Genomic DNA, 22,956 nt, shown 5'->3' with positions numbered 1-22,956 from the left:
TCGATTCTCAGTTCCAAGTTTCCGCTAGTTTATGACTCCGACCGCTGCAATAAAAAATCCCTAGCAGTAGCCACATCATCTGCGATTTGCTGCTTCAATGCATCCAATGATGCAAATCGCTGTTCATTACGTAATTTCTTTCGTAACACAACATCAATGCGACGTCCATATAAATCCATATTAACGTCGATTAAATGAACTTCTAATTGTACGCCTTTACCTTTCACAGTAGGGCGAGATCCGATATTTGCAACACCCGCTAAAGGTGATTGATGACCGGATAAATAAACATCAACCGCATACACGCCTTTAACAGGGGCTACTAAGCGTTTCATTGGGATATTCGCTGTAGGAAATCCAATTGTTCTACCCAATTCATTACCATGAACAACACGCCCACAAACACTGTAAGGGTGCCCAAGTAAAGATTCAGCAAGGGCTAAATCATCATTGAGTAATGCTTCTCGCACTGCGGTACTACTAATACGTAGGCCTTGGTCACAATAACTTTCTGTATTTGCGACTTCAAATCCGTATTTATCACCGGCTTGTTGTAAAAAATGGAAATCACCTTCTCTATTTTTACCAAAACGAAAATCATCGCCAATGGCAAGAAATTGCACACCTAATTTTTTCACTAAAAGTGATGAAACAAACTCTTCAGGTGTTTGTGCCGCAAATTGTTTATCAAATTTAACGCACAGAAGATAATCAATACCACATTCCGCTAGATACTTTATCTTGTCGCGTAAACGCGTAAGACGCGCTGGTGCCTTTTCAGGCAAGAAAAACTCCAGTGGTTGAGGTTCAAATGTCATAACCACTGTGGGTAAACCACGTTGTGATGCTTCTTGCTTCAAGTGCTTCAATAATGCCTGATGGCCTCGATGGACTCCATCAAAATTACCAATTGTCAGGACACAACCATTATGCTGTGACCGGATATTTTGTATACCGCGAATTAGCTCCATAACTGGCTCAATACCGTGGAAATTATTAGATTATACCTTGTCAAAGGCTTGAGAGTAACCCAATATATCAATGTTTATCTACGAGTAATATCTTGATGGCGCAATTCCCATTGATTGCTAAAAATTCACATTGGTTGCTAAATTAAAATGCGGGCATCAAATAGTAAAATAAACGATCACTCAGTTGTTGGCGATAAAATCGCATAAAATCAAGCGTAGATCCTCTATGAATCTACTATTTATTACTCATATACACGATTTTGATGATTTTTTCACTCAAAAGACTGTATTCTACCCGCCTTAACTGATAAAATCTTGCGCCATCACAACGAAACAAGTGTCGCGTACAACGACGCTAATTTTGTATAAATCCATTGACAAACTTAGGTTGAAAAGGCATATTCCTTCACCTTTGTATTTGTCCTCGCTAGAATATATTTGGGAGTTGGAACTTGGCTAATATCAAATCAGCTAAGAAACGTGCGGTTCAGTCTGAAAAGCGTCGTCAGCACAACGCAAGCCGTCGTTCTATGATGCGTACTTACATCAAAAAAGTATACGCAGCAGTTGCTTCAGGTGATAAAGAAGCAGCACAAAAAGCATTTAATGACATGCAACCGATTGTTGACCGTCAGGCAACTAAAGGCTTAATTCATAAGAATAAAGCAGCACGTCATAAAGCTAATCTTCAAGCACAAATCAAAGCAATGTAATAATTGTTTTCTTGTGTTATAAAAAACCGGCTTAGGCCGGTTTTTTGCTTTCTATTGATTTTTCACTCTAAATAACACGTTATGAAACGGCAACACTCTTCTTATTGCCATTAAATAGCTCTGAAAAATCGGTATTACACACTCGCTGAACTGCGGGGTGTTGGATCATTCTTTCTGCAAAGATAACGTAATACTCTTCTTTTACTGAATCTAATACACCAATTTCTTCAATATTACTCTGTGCAAAAATTTCATTAGTATAAAGTGAAGGCGCAACAAAAATGGCATTATGATTTAAACCAAATGCTTTCATTAATGCAGCATCATCAAATTCACCTAAAATTTCGACTTGCAGATTTTTATTACGTATCCATGTTAATAAATGGCGACCTAACATAGAACGGCGACCAGGAATTAACAATTTTCGCGTTTCTAAACACTCAGGAAATGGCTTTTCAGGAACAGGCTGGCTACAAAAAAAACTTACATTACATTCGCCCAGTTTTACTGAAAATAATCCTTCTTGCTGGGAAGAATCCACAGGGCAATCAGATAAAATCATATCTAATTTATGTTGGCTTAGCTGCTCTAATAATAATTCATGAGTAGATTCAAAACAGCGCAAATGAATTTGCTCATGATCAGCAACTGCCGTTTCTAATACCCGGCTTACTAATTGTTTTGATAAGGCGTCAGCGACACCGACATCAAATAATAAATTAGATTCGCGACTGTAATTAACGATATCGAGCATTTCTTGGCTCAGCATAAACATCTTATCAGCATAACGGAAAATAAGTTGTCCTAGCTCAGAAGGGACTAATCCTCTTCCTTGGCGTTTAAATAACTTCCCACCCAGTCGTTCTTCTAATGCTTTAATTTGTCCTGTAATTGTCTGTGGTGTCAGATACAGCGCTTCAGCTGCTCCTACAACCGAGCCTTCTTTACATACATGCCAAAAATAATAAAGATGGTTAAAATTGAGATGTGACACCCGCATAGTTATATTCCTTTCAACTTCTGTGCTCTCGCAACACAGACTATTCAACAACGCATTAGTTTGCGACAGGCCTTCCTTGCACCCAATCCCCATAAAAACACCTACGGCACAATAATCAATATTGCACCGTAGGTTTAAGTATATAGCTCGGTATTTGTTATGTTGACAATACCAAGTTCATATCAGTTTTTGCTGTTTTTATTTCTGTTTTAACTTCGGTAAAACAGAGTGAAGCAATAAATACCCTACAATTGCAGCTACTGTTGAACCCACTAAGATCCCTAGTTTAGCGTAGGTATTATAAGCATCATCAGCTCCTTCAAACGCAAGCCCTGCGATAAAGATAGACATAGTAAAACCGATACCACACAGCACTGACACAGCAAATATCTGCTTAAGATTAATCGCATCTGGTAATTTTGCAATGCCTAGTTTTACCGAAACCCAGCTAAAGAGAAAAATTCCTATTGGCTTACCTAAGAATAGACCTAATGCAATACCTAAAGGTAAGGTAGATAACATTCCATCTAACGTAACACCTGTTAAAGAAACCCCCGCATTACTAAAGGCGAACAGCGGCAGAATTAAATAAGCAACCCAAGGATGTAACACATGTTCTAAGTCTTCAGAAGGAGAGGCTCCCTCTTTGTCTCTTAATGGGATAAGAAATCCAACAATCACCCCAGCAATAGTAGCGTGAATACCTGATTTTAAAATACAAACCCATAAGACAAACCCAAGTATTAAATAAGCGGGCGTATTACCAACTTTGCGCCAATTCATAATGAAAAGGATGACCACAATAGCGCTCGCTATTGCCAGTGGTAATAACGCCACACTCTTTGAATAAAAGAGCGCAATAATGACGATAACACCCAAATCATCGATAATAGCCAAAGCTAATAAAAATACTTTTAATTCAACAGGAACACGTTTACCTAATAACGCCATAACGCCAAGAGCAAAAGCAATATCAGTTGCAGCTGGGATTGCCCAACCTTGCTGGCTAATTGCATCACCATTATTAAAAAATAGATAAATCAACGCAGGTGCTAACATGCCACCTACAGCGGCAATAGCCGGAAAAATAGCTCTATCTCTTTGAGCGAGAGAGCCCTCTTTAAGCTCACGTTTTACTTCAAGTCCAACGACAAGAAAAAAGATCGCCATTAGAGCGTCATTAACCCAAAGAATAAGCGGTTTATCGAGTTCAAACATTCCAAACTTAATCATAATTGGAATAGATAAAAACTCATTATATAATGCGCTCAAAGGGGTGTTCGCCATGATTAATGCAATAATTGCAGCAATAATCAGAAGAATACCACCAGAAGCCTCTAATCTTAAAAATTGTCTAATAATTGCTGTCATAGTATTAACCTCAAATCTGTATTCATGTTAATAATATGCTAATTATAAATTCGTAAAAAACAGATTATTTAGCGTAAATAGCTCGGTTTTTACGACTAATAATGCCAATATCAAGGAATATAAGAAAAAAAACCATCATTACCAATGATTAATAATAATAATTTAAAATTTCTATATAATTATTTTATATAAAAACAACTATTTGATATTGTTAAAAAAATAACTAAATTTAATAAAAATCAACTATTTCAATGATAATTAAAACCAATCATCAAAATAACCAAGAAACAATAATATTTCTTATGAAAATAAGATACGTTATTTGAGATCTTACCTTATGCAAATAGCTGTCATAATAATAAAATAATCAGCGGAGCTATTTCACTATTTAATCATTATGTTATTGTCTTATAGATAGTTGCCATATTTTTCTATGAGAGCTTCATTACAATGTCGATTACCGTTTTTATTGCTGTTTTATTTGCTGCAATATTTCATGCTTGCTGGAATGCCCTCGTAAAAATAGGCTCTGATCGATTTCTTGGTATTTCACTCCTCACCTTCTTTTCCGGCATTGTCACATTACCCGCACTATTTTGGATTGGATTACCTGATATTGCAGCATGGAAATGGATTGGCCTCTCTGTTCTATTTCATATTGGTTATACACTTTCCTTAAGCCGTTGTTACACTCTGGCTGATTTTAACCAGATTTACCCTATATCGCGTGGAAGTGCTCCATTAATGACCGCGATCTTAGGCTTTTTACTATTTCATGAACAACTTCCAACAATGGGTTTAGTCGGTATTTTGCTTATCATTGCAGGTATTATCCTTATCTCTCGTAGTAGACAAAGCACCGAGTTTAATTTACGCAAAGATGCACTCTTTTTTGCGCTACTCACCGCATTATTTACCGCAAGCTATACCCTAGCTGATGGTAATGGCTCTCGTGTTGGCACATCACCATTAGCTTATATTTTATGGCTGTTTTTTCTTAATGGTATGGTGATGTATTTGCTAGCTTGGCTTCGTTATCGTAAAAATTTAAACGGTAAAATAAAAAGTTACTGGAAACCTGCTTTTTTTGGCGGTGTCATGCAGTTAGTCAGTTATGGCATTGTAATATGGGCGATGAGCCATGCCTCAATCGTGCTGGTTGCTGCACTAAGAGAAACTAGCGTATTATTTGCAATGCTCTTATCCATTTATATTCTAAAAGAACAATTTAATCGTAAGCAATTACTGGCTTGTTTAGTTATTTTAGCGGGAATTGTTGCTATTAAAATGGGATAAAAAGCATAAAAAAAGCCTAATGACCGTTTTTATCATTAGGCTTTTTTAACGTAAGTATGAAAAATTACTTAGTTAAATCATCAAAGAATTTTTTCACACCATCTAAAAAGCTTTTAGAACGCGGTGTATTTTTTTCACCACTCTTACCGCCAAATGACTCACCAAGTTGTTGTATCAACTCTTTTTGTTTCTCATTGAGTTTAACTGGCGTTTCAACCACGACACGACACATAAGATCGCCAATGGCATTACTACGAACTGATTTCACGCCTTTGCCTTTCATGCGAAACATTTTTCCAGTTTGGGTTTCTGCTGGAATTTTTAATTTCACGCGGCCATCTAGCGTTGGAACTTCAATTTCGCCACCAAGAGCTGCTATTGCAAAGTTAATTGGTACTTCACAATAAAGGTCATTGCCATCACGTTCAAAAATATTATGCTGACGAACATGAACCTGTACATATAAATCGCCAGAAGGAGCACCGTGCTCACCCGCCTCACCTTCGCCACTTAAACGAATGCGGTCACCAGTATCAACGCCTGCTGGTATTTTAACTGATAAGGTTTTATAACGCTCAACACGACCATCACCATGACATTTAGAGCAAGGCTCTTTGATAATTTTTCCGCGACCATGACAAGTCGGACACGCTTGTTGTACGGTGAAGAAACCTTGACGTAAATGAACCTGACCTGCACCATGACATGTCGAACATGTTTCTGCTGATGTACCTTCTTTCGCGCCACTACCATGACATTTATCACATGTCTCCAGTGTTGGAATACGAATTTCTTTACTTACACCACGAACGGCTTCTTCAAGCGTTAACTCCATGTTGTATTGTAAATCAGAACCCCGTGCTGCGCGTTGCTGGCGGCGACCACCACCAAAAATATCACCAAAAACATCACCGAAAATATCACCGAAATCAGCGCCGCCGCCAAAACCGCCGCCACCTTGACCACCAAAACCACCTTGCTCAAAAGCAGCGTGTCCATATTGGTCATAAGCAGCACGTTTTTGTGCATCACTTAAAATTTCGTAAGCTTCTTTAATTTCTTTAAATTTAGTTTCAGATTCTTTATCACCTTGGTTTCTATCTGGGTGATATTTCATAGCTAAGCGCTTATATGCGCGTTTAATTTCTTTCTCATCTGCGGACTTTGCCACACCAAGAACTTCGTAAAAATCTCTCTTCGCCATACTCGTTTACCCTTGACATAAGCACACGGGCGTTGAGTTTCCTCGACGCCCGTGCTCGGTATCAGTAACTGTTCACTTATGAGTTACCGCGGCCCGTGAAGGGCATTATTTCTTATCTTTGCCGTCAACTTCTTCAAATTCAGCATCGACAACATCATCATCTTTCTTCGCACTTGCATCAGCACCCGCTGCATTACCGGCGCCTGCCTGAGCTTGTTGTTGTGCAATTTCTAGCAGTTTTTCAGAAGCTTCAACTAATGCTTTAATTTTCGCTTCGATAGCATCTTTATCTTCGCCTTTAGATGCGATATCTAATTCGCTAACTGCTTTCTCGATAGCTTCTTTATCTGTTGCTGGTAATTTATCGCCAGCTTCTTCAATTTGCTTACGAGTACCATGAATTAATTGGTCTGCTTGATTACGAGTTTGAACTAATTCTTCAAACTTACGGTCTGCTTCAGCATTTGCTTCTGCATCGCGTACCATTTTTTGAATTTCTTCTTCATTCAAACCAGAAGATGCTTTAATGGTGATGTTTTGTTCACGACCGCTATTTTTATCTTTAGCAGACACATGCAAGATACCATCAGCATCAATATCAAAAGTAACTTCAATTTGTGGCATACCACGTGGTGCAGACTGAATACCATCTAGGTTAAATTGACCCAGTGATTTATTATCATTTGCACGTTTACGCTCACCTTGTAACACATGAATAGTTACAGCAGATTGATTATCTTCTGCAGTTGAGAACACTTGGCTGTGTTTAGTTGGGATTGTGGTATTTTTCGCAATCAGGGAAGTCATTACGCCACCCATTGTTTCGATACCTAAAGACAGTGGAGTTACGTCAAGTAACAGAACGTCTTTTACATCACCCGCTAAAACACCGCCTTGAACTGCCGCACCCATTGCAACCGCTTCATCAGGGTTAACGTCTTTACGTGGCTCTTTGCCGAAGAACTCAGCAACAGTTTTCTGAACCATAGGCATACGAGTTTGCCCACCGACCAGAATTACGTCGTTAATTTCGCCAACTTTCAGGCCAGCATCTTCTAATGCAACACGTACTGGCTCCATTGAGCGTTTAACTAAATCTTCCACTAAAGATTCTAGTTTTGCACGAGTTACTTTGATGTTTAAGTGTTTAGGACCTGTTGCATCAGCAGTAACATAAGGCAAGTTCACATCTGTTTGTTGTGCAGAAGACAATTCAATTTTTGCTTTTTCTGCAGCTTCTTTCAGACGTTGCATTGCTAATGGATCATTACGCAGATCAATGCCTTGCTCTTTCTTAAACTCATCAACTAAATAGTTAATTAAACGGCTATCGAAGTCTTCACCACCTAAGTGAGTATCACCGTTGGTAGATAGAACTTCATAGGTTTTTTCGCCATCAACTTCATCGATTTCGATGATAGAGATATCGAATGTACCACCACCTAAGTCGTATACAGCGATAGTACGGTTACCGACTTCACGATCTAGACCATAAGCTAATGCTGCAGCTGTCGGCTCGTTAATAATACGTTTAACTTCAAGACCTGCGATACGACCCGCATCTTTAGTTGCTTGACGTTGAGCATCATTAAAGTAAGCAGGAACGGTAATAACCGCTTCTGTAATAGTTTCACCCAAATAATCTTCTGCTGTTTTCTTCATTTTTTTCAATACTTCAGCAGAAACTTGTGGTGGAGCCATTTTATCGTTACGAGCTTCAACCCATGCGTCACCGTTATCAGCCTTAACAATTTTGTAAGGCATGATAGCAACGTCACGTTGAACTTCTTCATCTTCAAAACGACGACCAATTAAACGTTTGATAGCAAATAATGTATTTTGTGGGTTAGTCACCGCCTGACGTTTTGCAGGTTGACCAACTAAAATTTCACCATCTTGCGCATAAGCAACGATTGAAGGAGTAGTACGATCACCCTCACTGTTTTCAATAACCCGGGCATTTTTGCCATCCATTACAGCAACACAAGAGTTAGTTGTACCCAGGTCAATACCAATAATTTTACCCATTTAAACGCCTCCAAAGAGAATTCTTTATCAATTTGACTACCAATCTATATGAGGATGAATATTCCTATTTCAAGTCATGAATAAAAGACTTAGGCACATCATCTCAAAGCGGATATAAATCAACGCAACTCAATAGTGGTAATTGCAGTTGAAAAAGTAGATGGGGTCATAAATACATTCATCAAGGGGAAATATGAAAAAAAAGACAAAAATACGAAAAAAAAATTAAGGATAAAAATCAAAAAGAAAAAAATCACATACATATCAATGAATTAAATAACAATTCGATATTTATAAATTTCAGCCAATTAAATCACACTAAAGGCAACAGAAAAAACAAATGTAACATATTGATAATATTTAATTTATTTATTATGAAATGAATAAGTTTAATAATTCAAAGTAAAACAAGAAGAAGAAACAAGCAAAAAAGAAGTGATAAGAATAAGGTTTAAGGTACTGATAACCCAATCAGCACCTTAAAATTCAATATTTACTCAGGACGGCGAGCTGATTTAGGTCTAAATGCCACAACTTTATTCTCGTTAGTTTCAACGTAAGGGCCATCTAAAAGTTGAATACAATAAGGTACGCTGGCGAAAATACCGCTTACAATTACATTACCCTCTTTATCTTTTAAGCCTTCCAAGGTTTCTGCTATTGCTTTTGGTTGTCCTGGCAGATTTAAGATTAATGCTTGATTACGAATAACACCCACTTGACGAGATAAAATTGCAGTTGGTACAAACTGTAAGCTTATTTGACGCATTTGCTCACCAAAACCAGGCATTTCTCGATCTGCGATAGCTAATGTTGCATCAGGAGTCACATCTCGGCGAGCGGGCCCTGTTCCACCCGTTGTTAATACCAAATGACATCCTGTTTCATCAACAAGTTCACAAAGTGTTTGCTCAATCATTAGCTGCTCATCGGGGATTAAACGCGATTCGATATGAAAAGGTGTGGTTAATACTTCTTTAAGCCAAGCTTCTAATGCAGGTAGCCCTTTATCTTCATAAACTCCACTGGATGCTCGATCAGAAACAGAAACAAGCCCTATACGTAATTCATTCATATCAACCTCAATTTAATCAATAACCGCCAAATAGCTCGCAGATATTAACATGGGAACACAATACATTCATTGTTCTATATGATGATTAATATAAACAAAAATGGGAGCTAATTAGCTCCCATCCCCCTTAATCAACAATATAATTAAATATTATTCATCAAGATATTTAGCAATATAAGAAGCCGCTAACGCTTTCGCTTCAGCTAATTGTGCAGCATTTAGTGCACGAGCAGTACGTTTTAGCATTGCTTCATCACCATCACCATTTTCAACGGCAACAGAGAACCATGCATAAGCTTCTTTTAGATCACGTTTAACGCCTTTACCATAATAGTAATTTAAAGCGAGGTTGTTTTGCGCTAAACCATTACCTTGGAATGCTGCTTTTTTATACCATTCAACAGCTTTACGAGTGTCTTTAGCAACACCGTCGCCTTCGTCATACATTACACCAAGGTTATTTTGCGCATCGCGATTACCTTGGTTTGCTGCTTTGGTGTACCAAAATACAGCTTTGCTGCCGTCACGTTCAACACCTTCACCATCATCATAAGAAACCGCAAGATTATACTGAGCATCAGCATGACCTTGTTCTGCCGCTTTGGTGTACCATACTACTGCTTTAGCGTGATCTTGACCTACACCAATACCTTCATCATAAGAGATAGCAAGGTTGTATTGAGCATCGCTATCACCTTGTTCACCCGCTTTGGTATACCAATAAACGGCTTTTTCGTGATCTTGTTCAACACCATCACCATCATCAAAAGAGACAGCTAAGTTATACTGTGCTAAAGAAACTCCTTGAACCGCTGCTTTGTTATACCAATAAACGGCTTTTTCCGCATCACGGTCTATATCGTCACTCATATCATACATTAATGCTAAGTTTAACTGAGCTTCAGCATGACCCTGTTCTGCTGCTTTGGTATACCACTCCAGTGCTTTTTGAGCATTTTGCTCAACCCCTTCACCACTTTCGTATTTGATACCCAGTTGATATTGAGAGGCTGCATTTCCACCTTCAGCACTTTTCTCAATAGCAGGTAAAGAGAAAGCGTTTTTGCTTTCTGCCATAGCCATGCCACTAAAAAATAGCGATGCAAGCATGGTTGCCAAGACAATTTTTTTCATAATTCACCAATAATAAATAGAGTGTTTTAATAATTAATTTTTATAATTATTACTGGATAAATAATATATTCCAATCAATTTAATCTTAAAACTTGCTTAAATGTTATTTTGACTCGCGAAAAATAAAAATACCCACCTATAAAAGGTGGGTACGGAAGTTTTTTATAAGAATTTAACGACAGATTATAATAAATCCGCAATCATTTTCTCTAATTTTTCCTGATCAACAGCAAATTTACGAATACCATCAGACAATTTGTCTACTGCCATTGGGTCTGCATTGTGATCCCAGTAGAATTGAGCTTCTGTAATCGCTTCTGGACGCGCCTTTGTTTCACCTTTGAACACTAATTTATGTTCAACTTCACCTTCTGCTTCTGACAGTTCTTTTAGCAGTGATGGAGAGATGGTTAAACGGTCACAACCAGCAAGTTCTAAAATTTCACCGATATTACGGAAGCTTGCGCCCATAACAACCGTGTTATAACCATGTTCTTTATAATAGTTATAAATTTCAGTAACAGAAATAACACCTGGATCTTCTGCTGGTGCGAATTCTTTTTTATCTGTATTGGCTTTATACCAATCCATAATACGGCCAACAAATGGAGAAATCAGGTAAACACCCGCTTCCGCACATGCACGTGCTTGAGCAAAAGAGAACAGTAAAGTCAGGTTACAGTTGATACCTTCTTTTTCTAATTGTTCTGCAGCACGAATACCCTGCCAAGTTGAAGCTAATTTGATCAGAATACGGTCATTACTAATACCCGCATCGTTGTATAACTTCATCAAATGACGCGCTTTTGCGATACAAGCATCGGTGTCATAAGACAGACGCGCGTCAACTTCTGTTGAAATACGACCCGGAATAAGTTTTAAGATTTCCAGACCGATATTTACTGCCAGTTTGTCGCAAGCATCTACAATTTGTTGCTCACGAGAAGAACTTTGTGAACGAGCCCATGTAATCGCTTCATCGATTAATTTACGATATTCAGGAATTTGTGCAGCATTAAGAATTAAAGAAGGGTTGGTAGTTGCGTCTTGTGGCTGATACAGTTTCATTGCAGCGATATCGCCAGTGTCAGCAACAACGGTTGTCAGCTTACGCAAAGAAGTCAATTTGTTGGTCATTTTATTTATCTCATCTACTAGGTAAATCTGTTTGCAGTCACCTGCGGATATCTTTGATAATAACATGGACTGCTCACACTACAAGATGGTTAAATCCATACAGAGCAATTATTTGAATGCCAAACGTTTTCGCGGAATGAAAGCGGAAAAAAACAGAAGGAAATCACAAGCTGAATCGATTAATAACCCAACTTTACCCTCTTAAAGTAGATATCATTGTTTTTTCCTATCACTACAATTTAGCTTATTATCCGTAAAAATTTGCTATATTGCAGACTCATTAAAGTAACGAATTGAGGGAATTATGCTAATTACCATTTCACCAGCAAAAACGTTGGATTACGAATCGCCTTTAGCAACAACACACTTCACCCAACCTGAATTGCTGAAATATTCCCAACAACTTATTGATGAATGCCGAAAATTATCTTCAAGTGATATCGCAAGTTTAATGAAAATAAGCGATAAATTAGCGGGTCTTAATGCAGCTCGATTTGGTGAATGGCACCCAGAATTTACACCAAATAATGCACGCCAAGCTATTCTCGCTTTTAAAGGCGATGTTTATACCGGTATGCAAGCTGAACACTTTTCTGAAGATGATTTTCTGTTTGCTCAACAACATTTACGCATATTGTCTGGTTTATATGGCGTATTGCGTCCATTAGATCTTATGCAACCTTATCGCCTTGAAATGGGTATCAAATTAGAAAATAAGAAAGGCAAAGATCTCTATCAATTCTGGGGTAATATTATTACTGATACACTAAATAAAGCGCTTGACGAACAAGGCGATAATATCCTAGTAAATTTAGCTTCCGACGAATATTTTAAATCTGTTAATACTAAAAAACTAAATGCAGAAATTATTAAGCCAGTATTTCTTGATGAAAAAAATGGTAAGTATAAAGTCATCAGTTTTTATGCCAAAAAAGCACGTGGTTTAATGAGTCGTTTTATTATTCAAGAAAAATTAACCAATAAAACACAACTCAAAGAATTTGAACTTGAAGGCTATCGGTTTAATTCAGCCGAATCAGAAGGTAACACCTTGGTCTTTAAACGCTCTGAGTCTATGGCTAGATAAATATAAATTCTTTAATTTTTAATATATAAATCAATAATAAAACACGGCTCTAATAAGAGCCGTGTTTTATTCATTATTTTAATAGACAAAAGTTACAAATATTTTGTCACTAATGTTAAAGGTGACCATGTTGATGATGGAATAAATTCACTGCCTTGCATTGTAGTGAGTTGTTGCTCATTAAACTGAGCCATCTCCTGAATAATAGAAGCAAGTGATTGCATTGAAAATGTGTTTTGTTTTTCAATTAAAATAACCGATGAATTATTATTCTCTTTTGTTTTAACTGTTAAGATAAATTGGTTATCTTGGCTTCTATATTGTATATCATCACCGATTTCAGAATAAGTAAAAGTGTCTTGTTCAGATAGTCCGGTAATAAAAAGGTGGCTATTTTCACCTTCATCATATACCGTCACATTACCTTGCCTTTTTTGCACAATATAAACATTACTTCCAGCACCGCCATTCAGATAGTCATGACCGGATTGTGAAATAAGCAGATCGTTCCCACTTCCTGCATTAATATTATCGTTACCTTCTCCTGCTATCAAAATATGATGTCCACCATTTACTACAATATGATCATCACCATTTCCACCATCAATAACTGAGCTGCTTTTATTATGATTAACCACAATATCATCACCATCCATTAATTCTAAAATAGGTAATAAATCAATCGATTTATTCTTATTGTCTTTTAAACTTAATAAGATAGGCATAAAGTGAGATTCGGGAGTATAAATAGAATAGGCTGATAATACTGCTTTATTTAAAATAAGTGCTTCAGGGATCATAAGTACATCATCTTCAGCACTTATTGTTAAATTTAAATTAGCAATAGGCGTTAACAAGCCTTGCTGATTCTCTTTTATTGGAAGCGTGAAGATAGTATTATCTTTATCAATAAATCTAATATTTGCGCCTGAATCAAGAAAATATTTTAAATTCAACTTATTAAAAGTTATTTTTAAATGTGCATCAGGATGATAACGATGTGATAACATACCATTATTAAAGATCAAATCGAATCCGCTCACATCCGATAAAAAAAAATTACTCATGCAATTTTTATTTAAATCACCTGAAGAGTTAGAAAGAGAAACTTTAATCTCATCACTCTTATTTTTAGCTAAAAATGTTTTAATTTGATAATTATCATGCCCTGAGCTTAATTTTATAAATGAATTTGCTGTAATAGAAAAGTAGTTATTATCTTCTTTATTACTATCGATACCAAATCGCAAACCTTCGCCAGAGGAAAAACCACTATATTTAATTTTAGAAAATAATTTTATTATTTTATTTTTATTAGCATAAGATAAAAGTAAAGATTTATTATTTTCATCAATATAAATACTCTGTATTTTATCTGTATCATTAGCATAGATATCTAAATAGCTAAAATTATATAATACATTATCTGTAATATCTTTACTTTCATTAATGGTTAGCATAAAACCATCCATTGTCGTTAACATATACCGATGTGCTAATGTATTAATTTGATTATCATCATAAACATTTTTTAATTTTACCGAGTGATAAATTAATTCATTATTTTTATTTCCATCATTGACTTTAATATCTAAAATTATATCTTTTTTATTACGGTGAATTGAGATAATTTCATCAAAGCTATAGTTTAACTTCACAATACTAGACTCTATTTTGCTTATTTCATTAATAATTGTTTCGAATAAAATACTATAACTTTTTTCTAAGGAAGCTCTTAAAATAATATATTTATCATTTCCCTCTCCCCCTTCTGCATAACCATCTTGTAGAACAAGAGTGTCATTTCCGTCTAACCCATATAATAAATCAGTACCATCAATGCCATCTAAATAATTATCTTCCTGGTTACCATAAATAGTATCATTGCTATTTTCACTACCAATGACATTTTCAATACTGTCTAAATACGCAATTACTTTGTGATCTTGCAATACAATATTTGGCATTGTATCAAGTAATTTTTTTGAATAAATATGACCATTTTTTTGATATAAAAAAAGTTTTGAATGAAAATTATGACTATTAGTTGAATTTTCAGCGCCTTTAAATCTAACATAATTATTTAATAAATTAACTTCATATCCTGTATATTTACCTGTTGTTTTTATAAGGCGAAGTGTGTCATTTCCCTCTCGACCATAAAAGCGACTTGCATAATTAGGTGACTCTGAAGCCAATAAATTAAACATATCATCTTTATTTCCACCACTTAATCGTTTATTTCCATTATAAATATCAAAGGTATTTGTTGTTGTTGAAGGAGCTGCGATAATGTCATCTCCATTGTAACTATTAAAATAAAAAGATTCACTTTCACTTAAATCTGATGAATAATATTTTTTATAATCATTTATCTTTATTAAATTATCAACCAGCTCTCCTTCATCTAACTCTTTAAGAAGTTCTTTTTCTGAACTCTTGATTTTATCGAAGAAATCACTATCAACCATATCATCAAAAATAGATGATTCATTATCTGAAATAATATCTATTGTGTAAGGTTTTAATTTATTAATATAAAAATCCATATCAAAAATTAAAATTTCATCGGTGGATATTGCTTTTTTAGGAAGATAATATTTATACTCGGTTTTTTCAGCTCGTAAATAAGAAGAAAGTTTAGCTATTTGCTCAGCTTCTTCTTGGCTTATATTTTGTGATATTCGTTGAGAAACATACTCACCTAAAGGATTTAAAGCAGCATCTAATGTTTTACCCATTAAATTTGGCATTACTTTGTAATAATAATATTCCTGATAACTATGCTTTTCATTAGTATAAAAATAACGACTTAAATTATTTTGTTTTTTTACTGTTTTCAAATAGCTTGCTGCATTTTTATCTGCCATATTTTCTAATTGATTTTCTGTTTCTAAATAAACAATCTCATTTTTTTTACTTGGTAATAAATCTCCCATTAAGAATGCATAAAAACCATTATCTAGCTCTTCTAGTGGCGTAAAATGTACCTTCATCTTTGCTTCTTCAATAAGTCTTGCTGCATTGTAAATAGATGTCGCTAGCGCAATTACTGCGCCTGCAACAATACCAATAGGTCCCGCAATTACTGAACCTGCTAGCATTGCAATAGATACACCTAAGGTAACAAGACTTGAAACAATGGCAAGAGAGCCGTTAACAATATAATCAATTTTTCGCTTTTCATTACTTTCGCCAGAAATTCTACTAAAGTTATCGTAAGCATTATAAATATCAAAACCAATAGAAAGAATATTTAGTCCAATACCTACCCTTGTACTCATTTTGCTCACATAATCTAATGGATTATGACGATACTTTAATAATCCTTTTGCTAATGCAATTTCAATAATTTCAGAAAGTCCATTAGAAGCTATTTCAGACCACATAATAACTAGATTATTTATTATTTCTTTTCGTTCTTTGGTCGTTAACTCTGGATTGTTAAGTTGCTCAGCAAATGTAAATGTAGTATTAATTGATTGCCACATTCCATAAGTGATATTAGCATAGCCAATTTTACTAATTATCTTCATATGTCGTGGTATTTTCAATGATACCTGTCTTAATGCATTCCAATCCTTGTCGTTATAATTTTTATTACCTAATTCAATAATTTTTTTAAATCGCTCAGAAGCAGCCAAATAATCCATTCTATTACTATCGTTAGAAATAAGATGTTTTATTTTATCTTTTTTCCCATTTAATAAATGATAAAAAAATGCAATAACTTTTTTATCATTTTCATTATCAGATATTGATAAAAAATAATCATTAAGATGATGAGGATCAAATGTCAATTTTAAATCCCATTGTTCCATATTATTAAGATCAATATTATCAATATTTACTCCATTTATTTTTGCACCTAAGCTAATTAATAATTTTTTATTTATATATGTTTTATTTATTTCTACAACTTCATCATAAATCAGTTTTTTATTAATATCTAAAGTAGTGGCATTCTCTAATGTACTGGCTTTGTCTAATGCTTTTACTGGTGATAACGTATCAAATATAAGATTATTTTTATTCATAAAAATAATCTTACTAAGTTTATTTATTATATTTTTATAATTTTCAAAAGTTGAAATGAAATTTAATAGTACATGATATAAAACACCTTTATTATTTGTATCAAAAAATGATGAAAGTAAATTATTAGATAATGAACTTAGTTTTCCAATTGTTTTTGGATTATCATATATTGCATGAACAAGCTTTATCGCTTGATTTGTTTTTTCTACTAATGTTAGTTTTTCTTCTGTTAATTGGTTATATGACTTCCATTCTTCAATGGTTATTTTATTCATTAAATATTGATTAAACTTTTCATTTATTAATGGATCATAAATTACTTGATATAATTTATTAGTAATGTTTTTTTTATCCGATGTCATAAAGAAAGCTGACAATTCGTAAAAATACTGATTACATAAAACCTTTATAGATACATTGTTATTGATAATAATATCACTAATATTTTTTAAGACTTTTTTATGCCTTTCAATATTAAGCTGATCCACCTTATTAATAATAGTACCTAGTTGATAATCATTAAGGCTGTATCTATTCAATTTAATATAATTAAAAATATCAGCCATTGTCATTTTTTCTGAATAGCTAGAAATAGCTGTAGTAATATTTTCTTTATAACCTAAAGTAAATTTATTATCATCTCTAAAATTAGAAAAAATATCAGATATAAGTTTATATATTTTATTAGTATAATTATCTTCCTCAATATTTATTTTATTGTTTTTTAATTTACCAGAAGCATAATCTGCTTCTGGTATAATAATATCCATTTCAGCACTATTTTCTAATAGTGGTTTACTTATATAATGTTGAACAGTTAATGGTTTAATAACGAAATTTTCATTTAAAAGTAAAAGTTTATTATCAATAACTTGATAAATAGGCATATTTAATCGTTGCGATAATCCTTCAATGAAAAGATGACCATATCGATGACTTAATAACTTTTCTTTTTTGGCGAAAACAACTATTTTTTCATTGCTATATTGATTTTCCAATATAATATTATGTAGATAATTAATTTTATTTTTATGTTTAATAAAATCTTGATGTAAAAATTCGTCATCTTCATTTCCTGTTGCAATAATTCTTATTTTATTTTTTAAACAATAGTCAAGGAAATTACTAACCTCTGGTTTATTTTTCAAATAACCACTTAATCTTTCACTTTTAACACCATTATAAAAGTACATTAAAATATCATCTTGATAATAAGAATTTATGTTATCTACGATTACTTTAGATATATTTCTTGCGGTGAAAAATGCATTATCATTAAATAAAAATTTAAAATTATTTTCATTTTCATCAAATAGTATATAACTGCTATCTATTTCGTTTTTATTTTTGTCAAATGACTTTTCTAACAAAGCACCAGGATTAGTTTCATCAATATAAAAGTTATAATAATGGTAACCATAATTACGCTCACGTAAATTATTATTAAAATAATGCTCTAATTGCTCTATGTCATGAACAATCATTCTATTTTTAAACTTATTATTTACAAATAAATCAAAATATAAGTCTCGATAAGAATCTGATGAGCCCTCTCTTTTTAAATCAATTTCATTTTCAATAATACTCACTAATTTAGCTACATTTTCATTATTTTTATATTCAGATAATCTTTGATAATTATATTTTAAATGTAATATATTTAAATCTTCGATTAACATAGTATTTTTAAGTTCAGGTATATTAATACTCTCTACAATATCATGTAGTTCTTGGTGATTCTGTTTAAATTTAATTGTATAATCATATCCTTCAATACCGGTGTGTTTATTTTTATCTAATAATAAATAAGGACTTTCGATAATTTGATTATAAATAAAATTGCTAACACCATAATTATTATCGTTAATTTCATTAACCATTAGCTGATAAAATTTTGCGGCAACTAAGCTGTTTGATTCAGACAAAGAAAGTATTTTTTCTTTTCCATAGATTAATTTATCATAAAATAGCTTCCCCTCTAATTTATCTTTTATTTTATTAAGAATTTCAAAAAGAGATCCGTGACTGTTATGATTGAAATATTTTATTTTATTAATTAGCGAAAAAGCAGCCATTATTTTATCAAAGTATATACTTCCCCTTAATATATCTATTAAAGAAGCTATCTCATTTAATGCACTTGCTTTTTTACCTTTTAATAAAGAACGGTTGATATCAATTAATTCTCTATAATAAATATCATCAAATTCTATATAACCTGTTGCATTTTTTATTTCTTGATGTGTATTAAGTTCAATTATACTTATTGATATATCATTATTTTCTGTTTTTTTTACAATTATTTTACTCGCGTTATTATTTTCAGTAATTTTATTTATATTATTTTTTATTAAGTAAAGCCCCTCATCAATATATAAATCTTTTACAATAACCTCTGTTATTTTATTATCCTTTTTTAACTCAACAATAAGTTCGCCTTTTTCACTATAATGAATCACTCTCCCTGTAACGCTTTCATCAAAGAGTAGTGAAAATCCTGTTTTCTTTATATTTTCTGCAATATTTTTATTAATATCAATAGGATTATTTTCCCAATGGATCTTATGTTTTTTTACTTTACTTTCTTTAAATTCATTTAAAATAAAATAATTATTATTATCTATTTCACGTCCACCATAATGCTCAATCTTATAGTAAAGATCATCTATTAATGATTTTATATCATCATATTCCATCACTCCATGATTAGGATCGAAAATTGAAAAGCGATAATTATTATTAGAGTATTTAGTATATGCTATAGCAATAGCGTGATCTTTTAAAAGAATAACAGAATAATATTTATTACTTTCTTTAATAATAGAGTTTATTTTATTAATTATATTTTCTTTTTTAAACTCAATATAACTAAAATCTAGCTTATCTAATCCAAATTCATATAGCAACTGAGTATATTTATTTACTCCTAATGAATCCCCAATAAAATAATCATCATTCGTTGTTTTTTCCATCACTTGAGAATATTGAGAATGAATAATACTTTTAACTTCTTTTATATAATTAACAGTTTCATATTTTCTTGCATTATTAAATAATAGCATATCAAAATCATTATATATTTTTTTATTCTTATTGATATAAGCATATGCATTATCCTTTAGCCAATTTAAATATTTAGTTCCTCCTTCCAATCCACTATATCTAACCTCTAATAAATAATTTAGGCTAAGTCCATAACATAATCCTTTTTTAGGATCATCCATAAAATTATAGCTGGTTTCTAATGATGATATTAGATGAATTTCATTTATTATTTTTTCTAGAGGTTTTAATAGATCCATTTTTTGTGAGAATAATTGATAATTATCATTTCTAGTTTTGACAATAATCCAATCTGAGTCTACTTTATATAGTTGATATTCACCATTCTCTTCTATCTGATTATATCTAGATTTTGCAATAGAAAAAGATTCTTCAATATTATTAGTATAGATATGTAATACTTTTTCTGACTTCTCTATTTTATCTCTAACAACGAAAATATTTTTGTATGAATAACCTTCATTGAGCTCAATAGAAACATTTTCATTAATATATATTTGTCTTTTTTCTTTAATATCGTTAATTATTCCATTAATTATATCATTATTATTAACATTAAAAAGATCATTAATATTATAAAGTGAAAGATGCTCATTTTTATTATAAAACCGATAGCTAATTATATTATTTTCATAGTCATTTTTAATTATAGAATCAACTTTATTGATCAATGTATCTTTGCTATAAAAAAACTCAGCCTCGCCATTAAAATCAATAAATTTAAAAACACAATTTACATTATCTATTTGTAAAAAAAAATATTGATCATCTATATTAATATAATATATACCTGATTGATTATGCAAAGCCAATGAAGTAAGACGTTCACCTTTAATTTGCATGGAATTTACATTCCTTAATCTAATGCTATTAACAAACAAACGTTCTATATTTGAATTTATTTTTTTTCTAACAACATCTATATTTTTTGTAAATTCATTTTGGTTATAAAGTGATAAGTTTTTCTCTATTTTAATTAAAAGTTCATTGGCAACATATTCATTCTTATCAATAAGTAATGAAGTATAGTTTTCGGTAATCATTTGTTTTATTGATTCAAACGTACAAAATAACTCAGTACAATGCTCTTTTATATGTTGCTCTATCTTTAATGCGATGCTATTTATACTTTCTTTAAAATTTACTTTTTTGAATCCATTCATATTTACTCCCTTATATATAAAAACAATAATTTTTAACAAAAAAAACTTAAGATAAACATATAATTTAATTTTTATTTTTTTTAAAGCTTTATTTTTGTTTTTTTATAAATGAAAATAAAAACATATAAATTAACTTTTAATATAAAACTTATAAATAATAAAATGAAATATTACTTAATAGGTCAAATAAGAAATAAATAAGATGATAATAATTATATTGAAAATTTTTTTAAATTTAGATAAAAATAATCTATCAAGAAAAATAGAACCTATACTATGTTATAAATAATATATTATTTATATTTCATATGTTTTATATTTTATGTATAAAAAAACTCAACTATATGTTGAGTTTTTTATACATAATAAATGTATTAATTTTTATTTAGGTGCACGTTCTAATAAAAACTCACGTAATTGACCGAAATCAGCAGGTAAAAAATGCGATAATAATGGTTTGTCTGCACGCTCTGCTAATTCTTTAGGTAACGGTAATTCACCGCCTAAAATACGTTCTACACTTTCTTTAAATTTAGCTGGATGCGCGGTTCCTAAGAACAGTCCATATTCGCCATCTTGTAATTCATCACGCAATAAACGATATGCAACAGCGGCATGAGGCTCTGAAATATAGCCTTTTTGGGCTAATTCACGTACCGTTTCTTCAGTTGTAGCATCATTTACAGCACCATGAGCTAAATCAGCCAGCTCCCAACCTTTGCGGCGATATAGCTCTTCAATACGAGGCCAGTTATTAGGTTGGCTAACATCCATCGCATTTGAAAGTGTTGCAACTGTGCGATTAGGTTCCCATTTACTATTATCTAAATAGCGAGGAACCGTATCATTAATATTAGTTGCAGCAATAAAGCGTTTTACAGGTAACCCTAAAGATTTAGCAAGTAAACCAGCAGTCAGATCACCAAAATTACCACTAGGCACTGAAATTACTAATTGATCATGTTTTTCTGCGGGAATTTGAGCGACTGCTTCAAAGTAATAGCAAATCTGAGCAAGCAAGCGGCTGATATTAATTGAGTTCGCTGAATTCAAACACATAGTTTTCTTTAAAAATTCATCATCAAACGCTTGTTTTACTAGTGTTTGGCAAGCATCAAAGTCATCTTTTACTGCAACAGTGTGAATGTTTTCACCTAATGTACAAAATAGCTTTTCTTGTAATGGACTGATTTTCCCTTCTGGATAAAGAATAATCACTTGAACATTTTCAAGTTTATAGAAAGCATGGGCAACAGCTGCACCTGTATCACCCGATGTCGCAGTTAAAATAGTAACGGGCTGATTACCTGCAACCTCTGTTAGCATTTGAGCCATAAAACGTCCACCAAAGTCTTTAAAAGCAAGCGTCGGGCCGTGGAATAACTCTAAGCAACTAATATCGTCTTCAACTTGTGTTACGGGTGCAGGAAAAGCAAATGCAGTACTAACACGTTTTGCTAATACATCAGCAGGAATTTCGTCACCAATAAATGCCGATAAAATACGGCTACTACGAGTTGCAAAATCAAGTGCGAGTAGTTCTTCGATTTCTGTTTTAGAAAATGAAGGCAAATCTTGTGGAAAAAACAGGCCTTGTTGCTTTCCTAAGCCTTGCTTAACCGCTTGTGAAAAACTAACTTGCTCTTGATTATCTTTTAAATTGTATAATTTCATGA

At 32.8% G+C, this 22,956-nt stretch carries 13 protein-coding genes; 3 read left to right on the top strand and 10 right to left on the bottom strand.

Annotation, left to right across the window (positions count from 1 at the left end; genetic code table 11):
- Window positions 1-29: 29 nt before the first annotated feature.
- Complete coding sequence (gene ribF, locus PH4a_RS10090; RefSeq protein ID WP_129039520.1) at window positions 30-971, bottom strand: bifunctional riboflavin kinase/FAD synthetase; 942 nt, start codon at window positions 969-971, stop codon at window positions 30-32.
- 452 nt (window positions 972-1,423) lie between these two features.
- Between ribF and rpsT the strand changes: the two genes are divergently transcribed.
- The gene (rpsT, locus tag PH4a_RS10080) at window positions 1,424-1,684 is read left to right on the top strand and encodes a 30S ribosomal protein S20 (RefSeq protein ID WP_004248964.1); all 261 of its coding nucleotides are present in this window, start codon (window positions 1,424-1,426) and stop codon (window positions 1,682-1,684) included.
- Between the two features lie 79 nt (window positions 1,685-1,763).
- Here the strand turns inward: rpsT and nhaR are convergent, their stop codons facing one another.
- Both nhaR and nhaA read right to left on the bottom strand, forming a co-directional pair.
- Window positions 1,764-2,684, bottom strand: a complete 921-nt coding sequence (nhaR, locus tag PH4a_RS10075; protein ID WP_129039518.1) for a transcriptional activator NhaR — start codon at window positions 2,682-2,684, stop codon at window positions 1,764-1,766.
- 198 nt (window positions 2,685-2,882) lie between these two features.
- Complete coding sequence (gene nhaA, locus PH4a_RS10070; RefSeq protein WP_129039516.1) at window positions 2,883-4,055, bottom strand: Na+/H+ antiporter NhaA; 1,173 nt, start codon at window positions 4,053-4,055, stop codon at window positions 2,883-2,885.
- 450 nt (window positions 4,056-4,505) lie between these two features.
- Here nhaA and PH4a_RS10065 point away from each other — a divergent pair, with 450 nt between their 5' ends.
- Window positions 4,506-5,351, top strand: a complete 846-nt coding sequence (locus tag PH4a_RS10065) for a DMT family transporter (protein ID WP_129039514.1) — start codon at window positions 4,506-4,508, stop codon at window positions 5,349-5,351.
- A 64-nt stretch (window positions 5,352-5,415) separates the two neighbouring features.
- Here the strand turns inward: PH4a_RS10065 and dnaJ are convergent, their stop codons facing one another.
- The 5 genes from dnaJ to tal all read right to left on the bottom strand — a co-directional run bounded on the left by dnaJ (window position 5,416) and on the right by tal (window position 11,929).
- Window positions 5,416-6,555, bottom strand: coding sequence for a molecular chaperone DnaJ (dnaJ, locus tag PH4a_RS10060; RefSeq protein ID WP_129039512.1), 1,140 nt, complete (start codon window positions 6,553-6,555; stop codon window positions 5,416-5,418).
- Between the two features lie 105 nt (window positions 6,556-6,660).
- Complete coding sequence (gene dnaK / locus PH4a_RS10055; protein WP_129039510.1) at window positions 6,661-8,583, bottom strand: molecular chaperone DnaK; 1,923 nt, start codon at window positions 8,581-8,583, stop codon at window positions 6,661-6,663.
- Window positions 8,584-9,076: 493 nt separating this feature from the next.
- Window positions 9,077-9,658 (bottom strand): molybdopterin adenylyltransferase, encoded by a 582-nt coding sequence (gene mog, locus PH4a_RS10050; RefSeq protein WP_129039508.1) that lies wholly within the window; start codon window positions 9,656-9,658, stop codon window positions 9,077-9,079.
- 150 nt (window positions 9,659-9,808) lie between these two features.
- The gene (locus PH4a_RS10045) at window positions 9,809-10,792 is read right to left on the bottom strand and encodes a tetratricopeptide repeat protein (protein ID WP_129039506.1); all 984 of its coding nucleotides are present in this window, start codon (window positions 10,790-10,792) and stop codon (window positions 9,809-9,811) included.
- A gap of 183 nt (window positions 10,793-10,975) precedes the next feature.
- Window positions 10,976-11,929, bottom strand: a complete 954-nt coding sequence (tal, locus tag PH4a_RS10040; protein WP_129039504.1) for a transaldolase — start codon at window positions 11,927-11,929, stop codon at window positions 10,976-10,978.
- 304 nt (window positions 11,930-12,233) lie between these two features.
- On the opposite strand from tal, the gene yaaA reads away from it, so the two are divergent.
- The gene (gene yaaA / locus PH4a_RS10035) at window positions 12,234-13,016 is read left to right on the top strand and encodes a peroxide stress protein YaaA (RefSeq protein WP_129039502.1); all 783 of its coding nucleotides are present in this window, start codon (window positions 12,234-12,236) and stop codon (window positions 13,014-13,016) included.
- 92 nt (window positions 13,017-13,108) lie between these two features.
- On the opposite strand, the gene PH4a_RS10030 is transcribed toward yaaA, so the two are convergent.
- Window positions 13,109-21,280, bottom strand: a complete 8,172-nt coding sequence (locus PH4a_RS10030; protein WP_129039500.1) for a calcium-binding protein — start codon at window positions 21,278-21,280, stop codon at window positions 13,109-13,111.
- Between the two features lie 381 nt (window positions 21,281-21,661).
- Window positions 21,662-22,954: a threonine synthase gene (gene thrC / locus PH4a_RS10025; RefSeq protein WP_129039498.1), complete on the bottom strand. Its 1,293-nt coding sequence runs from the start codon at window positions 22,952-22,954 to the stop codon at window positions 21,662-21,664.
- Between the last annotated feature and the right edge of the window lie 2 nt (window positions 22,955-22,956).

This window comes from Proteus hauseri, from assembly GCF_004116975.1.
In the GTDB taxonomy this organism is placed as follows: domain Bacteria; phylum Pseudomonadota; class Gammaproteobacteria; order Enterobacterales; family Enterobacteriaceae; genus Proteus; species Proteus hauseri.
This window is presented reverse-complemented; position numbering and strand designations above follow the sequence as displayed.